Here is an 18,874-nt window from a genome sequence, read left to right on the forward strand (position 1 = left end):
AGGTAGATGATATGAGTCTCAAACTCGATCAAATATCCGTCAGACAGATCAACGGCGTGAGCGCCCTGAAAGAGGGGGAGCTTCACGCCTTTGGCGTCTCTACGGTCAAGGATCTTTTGGAGTATTACCCTTTCCGATATGAGGATTACCGGCTCCGTTCCCTAAGTGAAGTCAAGGACGGTGACAAAATCACCATTCAAGCCAAGATAGCCAGCGTACCGGTACTGCAGCGCTACGGGCGTAAATCCCGTCTCACCTGCAAAATGCTGGCTGAAAACTGGATGTTCACCGCGACCTGGTTTAACCGGCATTTTCTGAAGGACCAGCTTGCGGCTGGCCGGGAGATTGTGCTGACAGGCAAGTGGGATCAACGCAGAATGCAGCTTACGGTGTCCGAATCCGAATTCCCGGATAAGGGTGCCTTCCGCAGCGGGACGCTGCAGCCGGTGTATTCCATCGGCGGTAAGATCACGCAATCGTGGATCCGAAAAACGATGGGACAGGCATTGGAGCAGTACGGGGAGATGATCCCCGAGATTTTGCCGCAATCCCTGCTTAGGAAATATGATCTGATGCCCCGTAAAGCGGCAATCATGACGATCCATCAGCCTGTCGATTCCCGGGAAGGTCAGGAAGGGCGGCGCCGGATGGTGTATGAGGAGCTCTTCTTGTTCCAGTTGAAAATGCAGGCGTTCCGCGCGCTGAACCGGAGTCGGATGGACGGTGTTGTACATACGACTGACAATGCAACGATCCGGGAGTTCGTGCGCAGCTTCCCTTTTGAGCTCACTGATGCGCAGAAGAAGGTGGAGCTGGAGATTTTGCATGATATGCGTTCCCCTTACTGCATGAACCGTTTGCTTCAAGGGGATGTCGGCTCGGGAAAAACGATTGTTGCCGCCATCGCACTGTTTACAACGGTGCGCTCAGGCTTTCAAGGGGCCTTAATGGTGCCGACAGAGATTCTCGCCGAACAGCATATGCGTTCGCTGCAGAAGCTGTTTGAGCCCTTTGGCATTACCGTTGGCCTGTTGACAGGCAGTGTCACGGGTAAGAAGCGCAAAGACCTGCTGGCTTCCTTACAGATGGGGTTGACGGACGTTGTCGTGGGCACCCATGCTCTCATTCAGGATGATGTATACTTCCGGGAGCTGGGACTCGTCGTGACGGATGAACAGCACCGTTTTGGCGTGAATCAGCGAAGCGTACTCCGCCGTAAAGGCTACAACCCGGATGTGCTAACGATGACGGCGACGCCGATTCCACGGACGCTGGCCATTACCGCCTTCGGGGATATGGATGTATCCACGCTGTCGGAGCGTCCGAAAGGCCGTATTCCCATTACGACCTATTGGGTCAAACATGAACTCATGGACCGTGTGCTCGGATTTATTTCCCGGGAAGTAAATCAAGGACGTCAGGCATATCTGATTGCTCCTCTGATTGAAGAATCGGACAAGCTGGACGTTCAGAATGCGATTGATCTGCATGTTCAGATGCAGCAGGCCTTTCCTACGTATGCTGTGGGTCTGCTGCACGGCCGTATGACGCCTGCCGAGAAGGATGAGGTTATGCGCCAATTCTACAGCAATGAGGTCCAGCTGCTGATTTCCACGACGGTTGTTGAGGTTGGCGTCGATGTGCCGAATGCCACGTTGATGATCATTATGGACGCCGATCGCTTCGGTCTGTCCCAGCTGCACCAGCTTCGGGGCCGCGTAGGCCGTGGGCAGCATGCATCCTACTGTGTTCTTGTGGCCGATCCGAAATCGGAAGTGGGCCAGGAACGGATGCAGGTGATGACCGAAACCGAAGACGGCTTCGAGGTATCCCGGAGGGATTTGGAGCTTCGGGGCCCTGGCGACTTTTTCGGTACGAAGCAGAGCGGACTGCCGGAGTTCCGGCTGGCCGATATGGTCGCCGACTTCAAAGTAGTGGAAGAGGCTAGGGGCGATGCAGCGGCCCTTGTCAGCGACAGTTCCTTCTGGACGTCTCCTGAATATGAGCCATTGCGCGACTTTCTTCAGCAGGAGAAGATCTTCCAGGGCGATATCATGGACTAATAACATGAATCTGTTGGCACAATGGACAGACCTTCGTCATATACTCAAAAAAGGTAGCAGCATTTATGACTGGAGGTGCTTCAACATTGAGTTATCAGCAGTACGGGATTAGTCCGCAGCTGGTAGAACGAATCAAGCTAAAAATGAAAAACCCGGCAGTCAAGGAAAGAATCAAAGGGCTGACTCAGGGTTTAACCAAGGCAGATCTTCAAAATAGCGCAAAAGTGCATCAAATGATCCGGACGGCCAGCGGCATCTTGAATGAAAAGCTGAGCTCCACGCAGGAGCAGCAAATGGTTCAGTTTGTGCTTGCACAGCGCATCGATCCGAACAACACCTTCCATTTGATCAAGCTGTGGGGGATGTTTCGATAACAATTGGATGACATCAAGGAATTACTTTGCATAGAAGAAGCCCCTCTCGGGAGTGTTTTCTCCTTATGAGCAGGGGCTTTTGATTTCGCGTATGCAGGGATGCAACATTCCTGGCGGACTCCCGTAAAAGGAATCCCTTAGTTTGTGGTCAACGGATTTAGCTGCCTGTAATAGAACGGATGCAATCTTCCGTGTCATTTTTAACGGAATTTACGGTTGTGCTAACCGGAATGGCTTGCATGTCCTCCGCGGGGTAAGGCCTCAGAAGCTCTTTGAGGGATTGCAGGAGGGAGGGGCTACCTTCATGGGTATGGGAAGACGTCTGCCGTTCAAGCCATAACGCTTCGTCTGCGGGTCTCAGAATGACCGGCATCCGGTTATGGATCGGCACCATGAGTTGATTGGGTTCGGTTGTAATGACGGTGCAGGTGCTAAGCTTATCTTCGCTTGGGGTAATCCAGGTATCATACAGACCTGCCATGCTGAATACTTCGCCGTTCTTCAAGCTGATGCGAAAGGGCTGCTTGCCATTGCCGTTTTTTTGCCATTCGTAAAAACCGTCTGCAGGAATTAGGCATCTTTTCCGATAAAAGGGCATCCTATAAGCAGGCTTGTCTTCCAGCGTTTCACTACGCGCATTGATCATTTTGGCTCCGGCTGAGGAATCCTTGGCCCAGGATGGGACAAGCCCCCATTGCAGCTGACCGATCCGATTGGTGCTGCCGTCGTTGATAATAGCCGTGACCATCTGCGTAGGCGCGATGTTGTACCTAGGAATGTGAAAGGGAGAGACCGATTCGGGATCGATGAGATACCTGGTCATCAGTTCTTCCCAAGTGACCGTGAGTGTAAAGCGTCCGCACATCGTTTCAAGCCTCCTGTCATTTGCTGTCGCTTAAGATTTAAATATATCGTTTTATCGAGTTCAGAAATAAATTGCTACGTAGAGATTTACAGTACATTTGTGTTTGAGTATATCAAATATTGCGTAACTAACCAAAAGGGCCTAGCGCATAGCCAGGCCAAGCATCATGAATGGAGGATTTTTTGTGTTTGATTTAAAAGCTAACGGGACCTCGGTTAAGACAGAAGTTGTTGCCGGGGCGACGACGTTTTTCACGATGGCGTATGTGACAGTTGTGAATCCGCTGATTCTGTCACAAGCGGGTGTGCCTTTTGAGCAGAGCTTCACGGCTACTATTATTGCCGCTGTGATTGGTACACTGCTGATGGGGCTCGTAGCCCGCTATCCGATCGCTGTCGCACCGGGGATGGGCTTGAATGCCTACTTCACCTATTCCGTTGTTCAAGGACATGCCGGACTTGGGTATATTGAAGCTTTCTCGGCCGTTTTTATAGCCGGTATTCTGTTTCTGGTGTTATCGATGACTTCCCTGCGGCGCAGGCTGATCGAGATGATCCCGGCGAATTTGAAGCATGCGATCACGGTCGGAATCGGCTTGTTTATTGCTTTTATCGGTCTGCGCATGAGCGGCATCATTACAGCGCATCCGGACAATCTGGTAGCGCTCGGTGATCTGCACCAGCCATCGGTTGTGCTTGCCTTGGTAGGACTTGCGGTTACGCTTGTGCTGCTGTCGCGCGATGTGAAGGGTGCCTTGTTTATCGGGATGATTATTACCGGGATTATCGCTTATTTTGCCGATATGCTGTCTTTTACGAACGGGATTATGTCGCTTCCCACGTTACCGGAAGGCATTCTGGTATGGAACCCGATTACCGCTGCCTCGGATGTGATCAGTCATGGACTCTATGCTGTTGTGTTCTCGTTCCTCCTGGTGACCCTGTTTGATACCACAGGTACGGTAGTTGGTGTGGCAGAACAGGCGGGGCTAATGAAGGATAACAAGCTGCCTCGTGCGGATCGTGCCATGTTCTCCGATTCGGTGGCAACCGTGGCCGGATCCATGGTCGGTACAAGCCCGACCACCGCTTATGTTGAATCTGCAGCCGGCGTCGGTGCAGGCGGTCGGACAGGATTAACGGCGGTCGTCGTTGCCGCATTGTTTGTGGTTGCTGCCTTCTTCAGCCCGCTGATCGGCGCGGTTTCCGGGTTATCCGCCATCACCGCACCTTCGCTCATCGTAGTGGGTTGCCTGATGCTAAGCAATGTTCAGCATATCCGGTGGAATGATTTTGATGAAGCGTTCCCCGCGTTTCTCGTGATCTTGACCATGCCGCTTACGTCCAGCATCGCGACTGGGATCGCGCTCGGTTTTATCTCATATCCGCTGATGAAAATCGTGAAGGGCAAGTGGAAGGCGGTTCACCCGCTGATGTATATTTTTGCTGTGCTGTTCGTACTGCAGCTTGTCTTTGTCCCGCATTGATTCAGGAGCATTAGAAGCATGACAATCCCCTGCAAGGTCTAAGGAGACCCGGCAGGGGATTGTCATGTCGATAAACCCGCGTATAAGCTTAAACATTGTTTGTGCACGGATCGAGAAATGCTGCAACGGCTACAAGTTGTTAATTTTCGCCCGGTTAAAGGGACATGCCTTCTTATGGCCGTGTAGATGCACCGAGCTTAGCGAGTTCGGCTCCATACGTCCGCGTACCTCGTGACGAGGCCGTGCTCGTCAACCTCCAGATCCGCTTGATAAGCTCCATTGTTACTCTCATAAAGGTAGGCATACTCGCTCGTACGCGTATATTGTTGGGCAAGGGGGGCGATGGTTAGACTCGGGAACTGAATCCAGACTGCCGTCATGGACGCGCTCTGACCAGGCTTCAGCTTCAAGCGTCGAATCGGGAGCGTGTTGGTGGATGGGGTGATCCCTAGATCAATGTCGGTCATACCAGCAAATGCTGTAAGCTCGGTATTGCCGTTCCACCAGTGACCATCATCATCCCGCTCCAGGTGAAGGGACCGTTCTTCCGTGCCGCTTGTGAGCTTAATCTTTACCATCCGGGTCTGCCAGCTGCTGGTGGTTTCAACCTCATAGGAGCAGTGGAGCTGCCGGCCTTCCAGGCTGGCTACGACCGTTCCGGTGAGCGTAAATCCTTCATGATGCTGATAGAGCCGGCCATGCTCCAGGGAAGGAAGATCGTGCCTGTTCCATAGCAGCGATTGCAGAAGCTGACCTGGGCTTGAGGTCTTTTGTCCGATGGGCTGTTTGTCTGCTTCAGCATGGATATGGTCGTTCAAAATGAAATCACGTCCTTTATCAAAAAGAGTATGAATAGATACTACTCCTCTACATTATATAACGAACATATGTTTGTTATAAAGTGATAAATACCGTGTGTGATAACCGATGATAAATCGGGGACTTCCACATAATACGCTTATTCCATATATGGACGCAAAATCGTTTGTGAAGTAATATGTAAAGATCATATACTAATCCGGCAGTATTTTTCATCAAGAGTAGGGGTGCAGCGGTCATAAACATACCTAAACAACGCATCAAAATCAGTCTAGCCATGCTCATGCCTGCGCTGGTTTCCTTATCCATTCTCATGACGATGTCCATTATGATCTACATTCAGTATAAAAATGAGAAACGATCCCTATACAACAATACCATGTCACTTAATTTATCCTCCGCACAAAAAATGGCGGTTACCATTGAAGCGCTTTTCTCAGGGATGCGCCAAAGTCTTCGCGCCTCTGCCAACAACCCGGCAATTGAGGCTAGTGCGACATCCGATGAGAGGGAGTTGCAGGTCATTTTTGATCTTATGCTTCAGAGCAGCCCTTACTTCAACTCCGTATTTTGGGCCGATCAAACGGGTACCATTCGCGTGGTTTCTCCTGTGGGAAACAATTTGAATCAGGCCCGATTAAAAACGGTGGGGACCACGGAGGCGCTAAAGGAGAGGAAGTCCTATATATCGGCACCGTATAGAAGCCCTACCGGCCGCTGGATTGTTCTTGCGAGTGAGCCGATTTTTGACAGCTCCGGTAAGTATCACGGGATGATTGCCGGCACAATCTACTTGGAAGAAAATAATATATTGCATCGGATTTTCGGAAGCGGCGCGGGGAATATCGAAGACTCATACTCGTATATCGTTGATTCCGGCGGGAAGCTGCTCTATCATCTGGATAAAAGCCGGGTAGGGGAAGATGTAAGCTCTAATGTCGTGGTACAGCAGCTCATGAGCGGCGAGAGCGGTATGCAACGTGTCATGAATACGCAAGGTGAAGATTACTTAACAGGGTACGCCAGTGTTTCGATGAATGGCTGGGGGATTGTCATGCAGACATCGGTAAGTTCCATTCTGGCCGATGTCGATCGCAACTTGCGTGACCAGCTGAGAAGTATGCTTTTTCCGATCGTGATCATGCTGGTCATTGCCGCATATATGGCTGCAAGAATTGCTGCTCCATTTACCCAGCTGTATAAATTAACAAAAGCGGTAGCAGCCGGCCAAACGGTGTCTCCCGAGGAATTCCAGCCGCATTGGAATCGGGAAGCTGATCAATTGAACCAGATTATGGGGGCAGCTGCCGAAACGCTTGCCAAACAGGCCTATTCGTTACAGCAGGAAGCCAGCACGGATCCATTGACAGGGCTGACCAATCGCAGAGAACTGGAACGCTGCCTTGATTCGTGGGATTTGCTTGGGGATCCGTATGCCGTTTTAATGCTGGACATTGACCATTTTAAGAACGTTAACGATACATATGGCCACCAAACCGGCGACCAAGTCCTGAAACTGGTAGCGGTGGTCATGAGCGATTGTGTTCCTGAGGGTGCAGTCTGCTCCCGTTTTGGCGGGGAGGAGTTTGTCATTCTTCTTCGCAAGCATCGTATGGATGAAGCCTACCGAATGGCTGAGCGGATACGCAACGCGATTCTGATATCCAAAACCCCGTACTCTCTAACACTTACCGTATCGATCGGCGTATCCTTATATCCTGAACATGGCAGAAACCGCGAAGATGTATTCCAGGCAGCGGATATGGCGTTATACCAGGCGAAGGCCGAAGGCCGTAACCGGACGATCGCGGTAGAGATATCGGCGTAATGGTATAAGGCATTGGTATGGCAAAGGTCCCTGTTGGATGAAGCTGTACTATTTTATAAAAGTCATTTTCCTTAGCAATTGTCTCAAGGCGTTGAAGCAGCATGCTTCCAATTCCTTTGCTTCGGAATGCTCGATCGATTTATATAGATAGGTCGGCAATACCATCATAGGCGCAACGCTGTGAATAAGGGTTGAGGGAAGCTCAGCCGACCAATGGGCCGCATCATTGATGCTTGACGTGTCAATGATGGCTTGCTACAATCAACACATCAAAATAATTTGATGGAAAGTTGTGGTGTCAACATGAGGGTCTCTATTATACAAGATGACGTATTAAGCCTGTATGAACAGAAATTTAAAGCGTTATCCGATAAGAATCGCTTAAGAATCATCTATGAATTGAACCAGCGAGGGAAAGTGTGTGTATGTGACCTCACCGACTTGCTGGATCTTCCTCAATCAAAACTGTCTTACCATCTAAAAATGTTGCTGGATGCAAATATTATAGTGATGGAACGCATCGGAAAATGGAACTATTATGAGCTTAACGATGAAGAGGTTAAAGGACTGTTATCCGAGAAGCTGTGCTGCGTTTTTTATCCGAATTCAAAAGCATAATTTTTTAACTAATGCATCAAGAAAAGTTGATGGATTATAAATTATTCTATTAGGAGGGCATATGTATGAAAAACATTGAATTTAAGGTGGCTTCAACTTCCTGCTGTACACCCCAAGCGCCGACAATTGCTGAGGAAAAAGTGAAGGAAGAGTATGTTCGGTATAACGGGACCCTTCCAGTCGCGATTATCGGTGGCGGACCCATTGGCTTGGCTGCAGCAGCTCATTTGGCCGAAAGAGGGCAACAATTCATTCTATTTGAAGCCGGACCTAGTATAGGTCAAAACATCCTGCAATGGGGACATGTACGACTTTTTTCACCATGGCAATATAACATTGACAAAGCAGCTGAGCGTCTTTTGCTTAAGCATGGATGGCAGCCACCCGTCCTAAAGGAATTACCTTTTGGTCAAGAGATTGTTCATCAATATTTAGAGCCTTTAGCGAAATTGCCTGAACTGAATCCTTATATTATGTTGAATGCTAGAGTGGTTTCCATATCGAGGAAGAACACAGATAAAATGAAATCCCCTAATCGCGCAGCTGCTCCGTTTGTACTTTATGTTGAAAGAAACGGCAAAACCGAACGTTTTGAAGCCCGGGCAGTGATTGATGCCTCCGGAACGTGGGCACATTCGAATCCGCTGCATGCTGACGGGATATGGACTCGTGAAGAGCGTGATCTGAAAGATCGCATCTATTACGGGATTCCAGACTTATCTGCAGCAGAACAAAGGCAGAAGTACGCAGGGAAGCGTATCGCAGTAGCAGGAGGCGGTCACTCGGCAATAAATACATTACTGGATTTAGTGAACCTCAAAAAAAGCGATGCAAACACAGAGATTCTCTGGTTGATGAGAAAGCGAAACGTGGAGGAAGCGTACGGCGGGGAAGAGAATGATCAACTCGAGGCTCGCGGAGCCTTGGGAAGCCAGATTCATCAATGGATTGATGCTGGGCAAATCCAAGTGGTTACTCCATATATGATCGAGGGGCTCTCCCATAAGGATGGGAAAATAAACATCAAAGGGACAATTCATGGTGAGGACAAGGAAATCCAAGGAATCGATGAAATAATCGTTAATACGGGAAGCCGGCCTGATTTTTCATTTCTAAGTGAGATCAGACTTAGCATTGACCCTGCAACCGAGAGTGTCGAGGCGCTAGCTCCACTAATTGATCCCAATGTTCACAGCTGCGGTACCGTGAGACCTCATGGCGAGAAAGAACTTCGTCATGTAGAGAAGAACTTTTATCTTGTTGGGATGAAGAGTTATGGCCGGGCTCCTACTTTCCTCATGGCAACAGGGTATGAGCAGGTGAGATCCATTGCCGCATATTTGGATGGCGATATGGAAGCTGCTATAAAAGTTGAATTAGAGCTGCCGGAAACCGGTGTATGTGGTATTAGCAGTGCCCCGAATGCCAACGATTGCTGCATGCCCACTGACTCATCTACTTCGAGATGCAACTAATATATATGAAGGGGGAATGAAAAACTGGTTCTCCCTGATATATCAATGAGTTGAGCTCTATCCACTTGTAATCAGGACCATTTTCCATTAACATATAAGCATTAGGTTATATGGGGATGATATCGCAAGATGTATTTTTTAGTAAAGGGATGAATTTGAATGGAGCAAATGAACGAAATGGCCGAGAAACTCAAATTGCTTGGGGATAAAACAAGGCTTACCATGTTAACGCTCCTTAAGGAAAGAGAATGGTGCGTTTGCGAGTTCGTGGAAATTTTCGACATGTCACAGCCCGCAATCAGCCAGCACTTAAGAAAGCTTAAATCTCAAGGCATCGTAAATGAGGCCAGGCGAGGTCAATGGGTTTATTATTCATTGCATGTTAAGGATAAACCGTATCTTCAAGCAGTGTTGAATGAGATGCCAAGCTCTCAAGAAGTACTGTCATCGTTAAATAAGAAAATAAACTGTTCCTGCGAATAACCGGTAACCTGCCAGAAATATCATAAGGTTCGAGGCCATAGGTAATCGCTGTTCATCATATAAGGATATAGTTATATATTGATTGAAAGAAAGCAGCCATGACTGTATTCAAGTTCAACACGTAATTGGAGGGTTTATACATTGGTTTCTGTTGTTTTGGCCAGCATCATTTTTTTAATTACATTGGTCTTTGTCATTTGGCAGCCTAAAAATCTGTCCGTTGGATGGTCCGCTTGCGGAGGTGCGGTACTGGCACTGCTCGTTGGCGTCGTTGACTTTCAGGATGTGTGGGATGTCACCCAGATCGTATGGAATGCTACGCTTGCCTTTGTCGCGATTATTATTATTTCGTTGATTCTGGATAAAATCGGTTTATTCGAATGGGCTGCATTACATATGGCGAATGCCGCTCGAGGCAACGGTATCCGGATGTTTGTGTATGTATCCGTACTTGGAGCTGTTGTCTCCGCATTTTTTGCAAATGACGGTGCCGCTCTAATCTTAACGCCGATTGTGCTTGCCATGGTGCGGGCGCTCCATTTCGACGAGAAGAAGGTATTCCCGTTTATCATCGCAAGCGGCTTTATTGCGGACACGACTTCACTCCCGCTTGTGGTCAGCAATCTGGTGAATATCGTCTCGGCCGATTTTTTTGGCATTACTTTTACCGAATACGCGAGCCGAATGCTGGTTCCCAATCTATTCTCGTTAGTAGCGAGTGTCCTTGTGCTTTACTTGTTTTTTCGCAAAAGCATTCCGCGGAAGTTTGACGGGACCGAGCTTAAGCAACCGTCAACGGCAATACAAGACCCTGCCATGTTCCGTTTATCCTGGATCGTATTGAGTATGCTGCTGATCGGTTACTTTGTGTGTGAATTTGTGGGGATTCCAGTATCGATCGTGGCGGGAGTTATCGCGATTCTGTTTCTGTTGATGGCGAGAAAAAGTCCAGCAGTGCAAACCAAAGAAGTGCTCAAGGGTGCACCATGGGCGATCGTATTTTTCTCGATTGGCATGTATGTCGTGGTCTATGGCTTGCGTAACGCAGGTCTTACTGATCTTCTGGCTAGCGTCATACAGAGCATAGCGGATCAAGGTCTGTTTGCCGCAACCATGGGGATGGGATTTATTGCTGCGATGATTTCTTCCATCATGAACAATATGCCGACGGTGATGATTGATGCGTTAGCGATCGATGCGACAAACACTACAGCTGCCATTAGAGAGGGATTAATCTATGCGAATGTCATTGGTTCAGACTTAGGTCCCAAAATCACGCCGATCGGTTCGCTGGCAACCCTGCTATGGCTGCATGTCCTTTCGACCAAAGGGGTGAAGATCAGCTGGGGGACTTACTTGAAGACAGGGATTATATTGACTATCCCGACATTGTTTATAACCCTCTTAGGTTTATATATTTGGTTAACTGTACTGTAATTCAAGCGATAAGGGAGAAAGGAGAGGACCAATATGACGAAAAAGACGATGTACTTCTTGTGCACAGGCAACTCCTGCCGCAGCCAAATGGCCGAGGGATGGGCCAAAAAACATTTAGGTGATGATTGGAACGTCTACAGTGCCGGCATTGAAGCTCATGGCCTAAACCCGAATGCCGTCAAAGCGATGAATGAGGTTGGTATTGATATATCGAAACAAACTTCCGATATCATTGATCCGGAGTTGTTAAATCAATCCGACCTGGTGGTCACCTTGTGCGGCGATGCAGCCGATCGTTGCCCGATGACGCCTCCGCATGTTCGCCGAGAGCATTGGGGCTTTGACGATCCAGCCAAGGCACAGGGGACCGACGAAGAAAAATGGGCTGTTTTCCAGCGCGTTCGTGATCAAATCGGCGAGCGCATTCAACAATTCGCTGAAACCGGCGAATAATATCAAATAGTCAAGTCGGGACCTTTCCCGGCTTTTTTCATTAGAATGAGGAAAAGGTTAAACCGATCCAAGGGAATCCAAGGAGTGAAGGTACATGAATAATGTTTTAGGTGAATTATGGGCTAACAGGCTTCTTATGAGCCACTTGGTTCTTGTAAGTTAAGGGCGTCATGTTCATGGAATCTCGAAACTTGTCTATAAAATAGCTTGTGCTGTTAAAACCGACTCGATAACCGACATCTGTCACATTCGATTCAGGATCGTGAAGCAGCACCAGACTTTGTTTGATCCGATATTCGATGACATATTGCATCGGCGATGTATTTAGTATTTGCTTGAAATAACGGCAGGTTTCGGAGCGACTCAAGTTCCCCGCTTTTGCAATATCCTCCAATTTGATTTTCTCCGCATAATGCATATGGATCCAGTTCAGCATTTCCTTCATACGCTGGTTCTTTATTATTTCGGTCTGATTGTATTCCAGCTGAATTCCATTAAGCGTGAAGTTTCTCCATATGGATGCCAGATGTTCAACGATATGGATTTCATAGCAGGGTGGTTGTTGCTGGATGCATGTGTTAATGGTCACAATGGAACTTAGAATATTATGCGCCCATGGTTCGGAGGGGGCAAGAAACAGAAAAGGCAGGTTTGTTGCATTGACGTAAGGATATACATAGGTTGTAAATAATTCTTGGGGAAGGACAAACAAAGGCGCAACATTTAAACAAAGGTAAACACAGCCTGAATGATGCTGATCTTCGGCCATATGCAAGCTTCCGCTGTTTATAAATATGCCTTCGCCTTGTTTGACCACCTGCCGGTCTTCGTTGACGTGAAAGACAGCTGCTCCTTCAACAACATAAACAAACTGCAACTCGTTATGCCAATGAAGCGGTATATGACCGTGTATGTTTTGCTTAATGATGGTTTCATAGCAGGCAACGGGCAGCACAACGGTACGGTGGTCCGTAAGCTCTCTTAAGTTGTTCGTATCGATCATAATCTCTTTATGCTGCAAGTTACCACCTCAATATTCTTATATTTTTATATCGTATTTTAATATCATAGCAGCAGACCAACATTTACAATATCAATATTATTATATTTTGAATGGGGTCATCAACATGGAAACAACTGAACGGAGGACGGGATTATTTCTTGTCATAATCGGAGCATTATGTTGGGGAGTAGGAGGGACCGTAGCGCAAAAGCTCATGCAGCATTACGCTATAGATGTGAATTGGCTCGTGACGACCCGTCTATGGTTAGCCGGCATTTTGTTGTTAGTCATACAGTTTTTAATAAAAGACCGTTCCCAGATATGGAGTATTTGGAAGAATGGTAAGGCCGCGATGCAATTGATTGTTTTCGGATTGCTTGGCATGCTAGCGGTTCAATATACATATATGGCATCGATTAAACATGGAAATTCTGCTGTTGCGACACTATTACAGTATTTAGCACCTGTAATGATCATCATGTACCTCTCTTTAAAGAAACGGACGCCGTTAACCGGACAAGATATGATTACAGCTTCGCTTGTTTTAATAGGTTGTTTCTTGTTGTTGTCCAATGGCTCCATCTCACAGCTATCTGTGCCGACACTTGCGATCGTATGGGGAGTCCTATCCGGTCTTGCATTGGCCTTTTACACGATTTATGCAGTTCCTTTACTGGAAGAATACGATTCGCTTGTAATTGTTGGCTGGGCCATGTTGATTGGAGGAAGTGCTCTTGCTTGGTTCCATCCGCCTTGGAGGATAGATCTGGAAGGTTTACAATTTGACGCTTATTTATATTTATTCTTCGTGATCGTATTCGGTACGATGATTGCATTTTGGTTCTACATCGAAAGTTTGCAAAGTCTTTCACCGAAAGAAACAAGCTTGCTCGGAAGTCTCGAGCCGCTGGCGGCTGTATTAACAACCGTTTTTTGGTTGAAAGAGCCTTTCGGAGTTTTTCAGTGGGTTGGGACGGCCTGTATTATCGGAATGATTTTGTTATTGGCACTGAACAAAAAAACGATTGTAAAAGAAAAAACAAGCAAGGAGCCGTTTAACATGACAGAGCGTTGAGGCTAAGCGAACTTGAGAAGCCGGGAATCCATGCCGGGCTTCGTGCAATAACTTGAATAGGATAAAAGACAGTTTCAAGGCCAGATTTGATCCTGCATCCATGTATACCAAGAACGCCCTTAACCGGGGCGTTCTTTTTTTTGTCAACAACGTGAAGCGGATGGCCGGAAACAGCCCCATAATGGAGGGTCACGGATCATGTGTAATTCTTTATCCTGTGCAATGGGATAGGTCTTGAACCTTGTACCTGTTCCAACATTAAATTCAGACACAAGAGGTGGATGATATTGTTCGTAGTAGCCTTAAAGCACCGTTTGCTGGTATGGTCCTCATTTCTCGGTATGTTCTTAGTATTGCTGGCTGGGGCGCTTGTAACCAAGACTGGATCCGGCCTTGGTTGTGGCGATGATTGGCCGCTTTGCAACGGGAAATTCATCCCGGCTTATACACTGGAATCCATGATTGAATATTCGCACCGGATGATAACCGGCGTGGTCGGAATTCTGGTGCTTGCCACTTATATCGTGATCCGGAAATATTACCGGGGCCATAGGGAGGCGAGTTATTATGCTGGCGGTACTTTATTGTTCACCGTGATTCAAGCTCTAATGGGGGCCGCGGCTGTCATGTGGCCGCAGCAGCCGGCGGTCATGGCACTTCATTTTGGGATTTCCTTGTTTGCAGTGGCCAGCAGTATGCTGCTCGTGGTATGGATGCGTGGACTCCATAGAGCACAGGATTATCGTACTAACGTTACGGTTCCGCGATCTATCCGCTTCTTGGGCTGGGGGATCTGGCTGTATAGCTGCGGCGTGGTATACCTTGGTGCCTATATCCGGCATACGGAGTCAGAGGCCGGCTGTATGGGCTGGCCGCTATGTAATGGCCAGGTCATACCGTATCTGGGCGGAGCTTCCGGCATTGTCTTTCTTCATCGGGTCGCCGCAGCGGTTTTACTAATATGGCTGATTCTTCTGCTTGTAGCTGTAAGAAGTTATGAGACAAGGGTGCGTTCAACAGGTCTGACAACGCTGGTAACCGGTCTTAATCTCGTAGTGCTAGCACAAATTTTAAGCGGGGCGTGGCTGACGCTAGCCATGAACAATCATCATATTTTTATTTTTGCAAGTCTTGTTCACAATGTGTTAGCGACCTTGCTCTTTAGCATGCTCACGGTTTTTGGGATTCGTACATGGAAGAGAAGATGAGACGTAAAGACGAAAAATCTGAATTTGTATGTGAAATTTGTTACAGAATCTTGAACTTGGCCTGCATATTTAGTGAACGAACGGCTGGTGACACCAACTGCCTTGTCAACTAAAGTAAGTCAGGACAAGTGAGCAGATTGGAGCTGAATGTAATGAAACGACCCAAAACACTTCGAATCATGGGGTTAGCGGTTCTGCTGACCATCATGCTGCTGGCCATGACCGGATGCAGCGAGAACATCATTATTTTGAATCCGAAAGGACCCATTGCCGAGCAGCAGCGCGATTTGATGATCATCTCGACCTTGCTGTGCAGCATTGTCATCGTTCCGGTGTTGATACTGACAGCCGTCATTGTGTGGCGGTACCGGGACAAAAAGGGAAGGAAAGCAGCGTATACCCCGGAGTGGGAGCATAGCACAAAGCTGGAACTGATTTGGTGGGGAATTCCCATCTTGATCATATTGACGCTGGCAATTATCACGGTAAAAGCAACGTATGCACTGGAACCGTCGAAGCCCATTGCTTCCAGTGAGAAACCGCTGACCGTACAGGTAACCTCCTTGAACTGGAAATGGCTGTTTCAGTACCCCGAGCAGGGCATAGCATCGGTCAATGAGTTGAAGATTCCGGAAGACGTGCCTGTCCGCTTCGAGATTACGGCCGATTCGCCAATGAACTCGTTCTGGATTCCGCAGCTTGGCGGCCAGATGTACGCGATGTCGGGGATGGCGATGACGCTGTATTTGCAAGCCGATGAGGCTGGGGATTATTGGGGGTCCGGCGCGAACTTTACGGGCACGGATTTTGCCAAGATGTATTTTGATGTGGAGGCCACCTCCAAGGAGGAGTTTGACGCATGGGTGGAGGAAGTGAAGGCAGAGTCGCCCAAGCTGACATTGGAGGGCTACAAACAGCTGAGGGAGCCGTCCGCATCCGAGGTTCATACGTATTCCGCTTTTCCGGAAGGGTTGTTCGAGATGACGGTGACAAAATATGCCGCTTCCCACAACCATGGTTTGTCATGGAAAAACACGCAAAACTTCAATTTCGAGGACCAGGTGACTAGGTAAGGAGAGAGCTTCTAATGTGGGAAAAGATAAAAGAATTTGCTTCCGGATTTTTCGTGACGGGCGATCCGTTAATCTATGGCGCGGATGTCACCATCGTTCTAACGTTGATCGCCATTGTAAGCGGCTTGACGTACTTCAAGAAGTGGAAGTGGTTATGGCGGGATTGGCTGACCACTGTCGATCATAAAAAAATCGGCATTATGTACATTTTGTCCGCATTCCTGATGCTGTTTCGGGGCGGAGTAGACGCGCTTCTCATGAGGGCGCAGCTGGCAATGCCGGAGCTTGATTTGTTGCCGCCGGATCATTATAACCAGATCTTCACCACGCATGGGGTGATCATGATTCTGTTCATGGCCATGCCGTTCATGTTCGGTTTGTTTAACATCATGGTGCCGCTGCAGCTCGGAGCTAGAGACGTAGCCTATCCGTTTCTGAATTCGCTCAGCTTCTGGCTGTTCTTCTCAGGGGCGATGCTGTTTAACCTGTCGTTTGTCATTGGTGGCTCGCCCGACGCCGGGTGGCTGGCGTATCCGCCTTATTCGGGTTCCATGTACAATCCGGGTGTAGGGCAGGACTTTTATATATGGGGAATCCAAATCTCGGGGCTCGGCAGCTTGATGACCGGGGTTAACTTCCTGGTGACGATTCTGAAAATGCGGGCGCCGGGCATGAAACTTATGAAAATGCCGATGTTTTCCTGGTCGGTCCTATCCAGCTGCATCGCCATTATATTTTCGTTTCCGATTTTGACGGCAACGCTGGCACTGCTATTCCTGGATCGTTATGCCGGGGCGCATTTCTTCACGCTTGACGGCGGGGGGAACCCGATGATGTATATCAACCTGATCTGGATGTGGGGACATCCTGAGGTGTATATCATTGTCCTGCCGGCCTTCGGCATATTTTCAGAGATCGTCTCCACGTTCTCGAAGAAAAAGCTGTTCGGCTACAAGTCCATGGTGTGGGCGATGATGATCATCAGCGTCCTGTCTTTTCTGGTATGGGCCCACCATTTCTTTACGATGGGGTCAGGCGCGGACGTCAATGCTTTCTTTGCTTTAACAACCATGCTGATCGCAATCCCAACTGGCGTGAAAGTGTTCAACTGGCTGTTCACCATGTTCCGTGGAAAAATCACGTTCGAAACGCCGATGTTATGGACGATTGGATTCATTCCATGTTTTATCGTAGGGGGGTTGACCGGGGTTCTGTTATCTGTAGCTCCGGCGGATTTTCAGTTCCATAACAGTTACTTTCTGGTCGCGCATTTCCATCAGGTGATTATTGGGGGTGTCGTATTCGGTTACTTTGCCGGGCTGTACTATTGGTGGCCGAAAATGTTTGGCTTCAAGCTGAACGAACGCATCGGGAAGTGGGCATTCTGGTTCTGGAACATCGGTTTCTATTGCTGCTTCATGCCGCAGTATGTGCTCGGTCTGATGGGAATGACCCGCCGGGTCGTTTCGTATAGCTGGGACAAAGGCTGGTGGGAGCTGAATCTGGTGTCCACGATCGGTGCCGTGCTCATGGCGATTGCCTTTCTGTTTCAGGTTTGGCAGATCGTGGATGGGTTTAAGCACCAGGCAAAGAACCGGGATACCACGGGGGATCCGTGGAATGGCCGTACGCTCGAGTGGTCCATTCCTTCGCCGGCACCGGTCTACAACTTTGCCGTATTGCCGAACGTCTCCCATCAAGACGAATGGTGGGAGCAGAAACAAGCGTCAGGGGAACATCGGACCAAGAAACAGCACCTGGAACCGATTCATATGCCTAGAAATTCCGGTGTTCCGATTGTTATGTCGGCTTTCTGGTTTATAGCAGGGTTTGGCTTCATATTCGATTGGACCGGATTTATCTATACCGGATTGGCAGGCGTGGTAGGCTGTTTACTATATCATTCCTTTAATTATGACACGGATTATTATATTCCGGTTGACGAAATCGAGCGAACTGAAGCTGCCATAAGGAAGGTGAATATCTAATGGCTGAGTCCCAAATATCAGAACCCATAACTGAAGCACACTTGCAGGAAGCACATCATGACCATCCGGATATGGAGGAAGTACGAACGTTCGGCTTCTGGATTTATCTCATGACCGACGTTATTATATTTGGCACATTGTTTGCCACCTACATTGTTCTGCAACGCAACACGGACGGAGGTCCGGGACCCGCAGACCTGTTTCAGATGGGCGGAATTATAGCCAGTACGTTCATATTGCTTGCGAGCAGTTATACTTGCGGCCTTGCGCTGCTATCGATGCACAAGCATAACGTTAAAGGCCTCATATCCTGGCTGGCGATTACAGCTGGGCTGGGCGCCATATTTATCGGGATGGAGATTGCTGAATTCAATCATCTGGTACATGAAGGCGCGACGATAGGAACCAGTGCATTTTTATCCGCCTTCTTCACGTTGGTGGGAACGCATGGATTGCACGTATTGTTCGGACTGGTCTGGATGATCGCCCTGATCCTTCAGATCGCCAAGCGGGGAATTACCCCCGTGACCAAACGGAAGGTCAATGTGATCAGCTTGTTCTGGCATTTTCTCGATGTGGTATGGATCTTTGTATTTACAGTCGTGTACTTAATGGGGGTGAGTTAA

At 48.3% G+C, this 18,874-nt stretch carries 17 protein-coding genes and 1 pseudogene; 14 read left to right on the forward strand and 4 right to left on the reverse strand.

The annotated features are described in order from the left end of the window. Nucleotides 1-11: 11 nt before the first annotated feature. Together recG and CRG97_RS10095 are read left to right on the forward strand one after the other, a co-directional pair. A complete protein-coding gene (gene recG, locus CRG97_RS10090) occupies nucleotides 12-2,063 on the forward strand; it encodes an ATP-dependent DNA helicase RecG (RefSeq protein ID WP_098742837.1) in 2,052 nt (683 codons plus the stop codon). Between the two features lie 86 nt (nucleotides 2,064-2,149). After that, the gene (locus CRG97_RS10095; protein ID WP_098742838.1) at nucleotides 2,150-2,437 is read left to right on the forward strand and encodes a stage VI sporulation protein F; all 288 of its coding nucleotides are present in this window, start codon (nucleotides 2,150-2,152) and stop codon (nucleotides 2,435-2,437) included. Nucleotides 2,438-2,594: 157 nt separating this feature from the next. Here the strand turns inward: CRG97_RS10095 and CRG97_RS10100 are convergent, their stop codons facing one another. Further along, complete coding sequence (locus CRG97_RS10100; protein ID WP_098742839.1) at nucleotides 2,595-3,302, reverse strand: SOS response-associated peptidase; 708 nt, start codon at nucleotides 3,300-3,302, stop codon at nucleotides 2,595-2,597. Between the two features lie 184 nt (nucleotides 3,303-3,486). Between CRG97_RS10100 and CRG97_RS10105 the strand changes: the two genes are divergently transcribed. Continuing rightward, nucleotides 3,487-4,788, forward strand: a complete 1,302-nt coding sequence (locus CRG97_RS10105; protein WP_076320743.1) for an NCS2 family permease — start codon at nucleotides 3,487-3,489, stop codon at nucleotides 4,786-4,788. A gap of 197 nt (nucleotides 4,789-4,985) precedes the next feature. On the opposite strand, the gene CRG97_RS10110 is transcribed toward CRG97_RS10105, so the two are convergent. Continuing rightward, a complete protein-coding gene (locus tag CRG97_RS10110; protein WP_098742840.1) occupies nucleotides 4,986-5,606 on the reverse strand; it encodes a putative glycolipid-binding domain-containing protein in 621 nt (206 codons plus the stop codon). A gap of 329 nt (nucleotides 5,607-5,935) precedes the next feature. Between CRG97_RS10110 and CRG97_RS10115 the strand changes: the two genes are divergently transcribed. Continuing rightward, the gene (locus tag CRG97_RS10115; RefSeq protein ID WP_237566347.1) at nucleotides 5,936-7,435 is read left to right on the forward strand and encodes a sensor domain-containing diguanylate cyclase; all 1,500 of its coding nucleotides are present in this window, start codon (nucleotides 5,936-5,938) and stop codon (nucleotides 7,433-7,435) included. Nucleotides 7,436-7,481: 46 nt separating this feature from the next. On the opposite strand, the pseudogene CRG97_RS10120 reads toward CRG97_RS10115, so the two are convergent. After that, a pseudogene (locus CRG97_RS10120) lies at nucleotides 7,482-7,637 on the reverse strand (N-acetyltransferase family protein); the annotation flags it as partial. Between the two features lie 101 nt (nucleotides 7,638-7,738). Here CRG97_RS10120 and CRG97_RS10125 point away from each other — a divergent pair. The 5 genes from CRG97_RS10125 (at nucleotide 7,739) to arsC (ending at nucleotide 11,901) form a co-directional block, all read left to right on the forward strand. Further along, the gene (locus CRG97_RS10125; protein WP_098742842.1) at nucleotides 7,739-8,053 is read left to right on the forward strand and encodes an ArsR/SmtB family transcription factor; all 315 of its coding nucleotides are present in this window, start codon (nucleotides 7,739-7,741) and stop codon (nucleotides 8,051-8,053) included. Nucleotides 8,054-8,118: 65 nt separating this feature from the next. Beyond that, entirely contained in the window at nucleotides 8,119-9,528 is a 1,410-nt protein-coding gene (locus CRG97_RS10130; RefSeq protein ID WP_098742843.1) for an FAD-dependent oxidoreductase, read from the forward strand. Between the two features lie 159 nt (nucleotides 9,529-9,687). Beyond that, nucleotides 9,688-10,011, forward strand: coding sequence for an ArsR/SmtB family transcription factor (locus CRG97_RS10135; RefSeq protein ID WP_098742844.1), 324 nt, complete (start codon nucleotides 9,688-9,690; stop codon nucleotides 10,009-10,011). 141 nt (nucleotides 10,012-10,152) lie between these two features. After that, entirely contained in the window at nucleotides 10,153-11,448 is a 1,296-nt protein-coding gene (locus CRG97_RS10140; protein WP_098742845.1) for an arsenic transporter, read from the forward strand. A gap of 33 nt (nucleotides 11,449-11,481) precedes the next feature. Then, nucleotides 11,482-11,901 carry an arsenate reductase (thioredoxin) gene (gene arsC / locus CRG97_RS10145; protein WP_098742846.1) on the forward strand — a complete coding sequence of 140 codons (420 nt, stop codon included), beginning with the start codon at nucleotides 11,482-11,484 and terminating at the stop codon, nucleotides 11,899-11,901. A 115-nt stretch (nucleotides 11,902-12,016) separates the two neighbouring features. Here the strand turns inward: arsC and CRG97_RS10150 are convergent, their stop codons facing one another. Then, nucleotides 12,017-12,922, reverse strand: a complete 906-nt coding sequence (locus tag CRG97_RS10150; protein ID WP_237566348.1) for an AraC family transcriptional regulator — start codon at nucleotides 12,920-12,922, stop codon at nucleotides 12,017-12,019. 106 nt (nucleotides 12,923-13,028) lie between these two features. Here CRG97_RS10150 and CRG97_RS10155 point away from each other — a divergent pair, with 106 nt between their 5' ends. From CRG97_RS10155 to cyoC, 5 genes are all read left to right on the forward strand, one after another. Continuing rightward, nucleotides 13,029-13,979 carry a DMT family transporter gene (locus CRG97_RS10155; protein ID WP_098742847.1) on the forward strand — a complete coding sequence of 317 codons (951 nt, stop codon included), beginning with the start codon at nucleotides 13,029-13,031 and terminating at the stop codon, nucleotides 13,977-13,979. A 281-nt stretch (nucleotides 13,980-14,260) separates the two neighbouring features. After that, complete coding sequence (locus tag CRG97_RS10160; RefSeq protein ID WP_202618895.1) at nucleotides 14,261-15,187, forward strand: COX15/CtaA family protein; 927 nt, start codon at nucleotides 14,261-14,263, stop codon at nucleotides 15,185-15,187. A 152-nt stretch (nucleotides 15,188-15,339) separates the two neighbouring features. Further along, the gene (gene cyoA, locus CRG97_RS10165) at nucleotides 15,340-16,260 is read left to right on the forward strand and encodes a ubiquinol oxidase subunit II (protein ID WP_098742849.1); all 921 of its coding nucleotides are present in this window, start codon (nucleotides 15,340-15,342) and stop codon (nucleotides 16,258-16,260) included. A gap of 14 nt (nucleotides 16,261-16,274) precedes the next feature. Then, complete coding sequence (locus CRG97_RS10170) at nucleotides 16,275-18,248, forward strand: cbb3-type cytochrome c oxidase subunit I (RefSeq protein ID WP_098742850.1); 1,974 nt, start codon at nucleotides 16,275-16,277, stop codon at nucleotides 18,246-18,248. Further along, on the forward strand, nucleotides 18,248-18,874 hold the full coding sequence (gene cyoC / locus CRG97_RS10175) for a cytochrome o ubiquinol oxidase subunit III (protein ID WP_098742851.1): 627 nt from the start codon (nucleotides 18,248-18,250) through the stop codon (nucleotides 18,872-18,874). Before CRG97_RS10170 ends, cyoC begins: the two co-directional genes overlap by 1 nt.

The sequence above is a fragment of the Paenibacillus sp. EZ-K15 genome (genome assembly GCF_002573715.1).
GTDB lineage: Bacteria > Bacillota > Bacilli > Paenibacillales > Paenibacillaceae > Paenibacillus_AQ.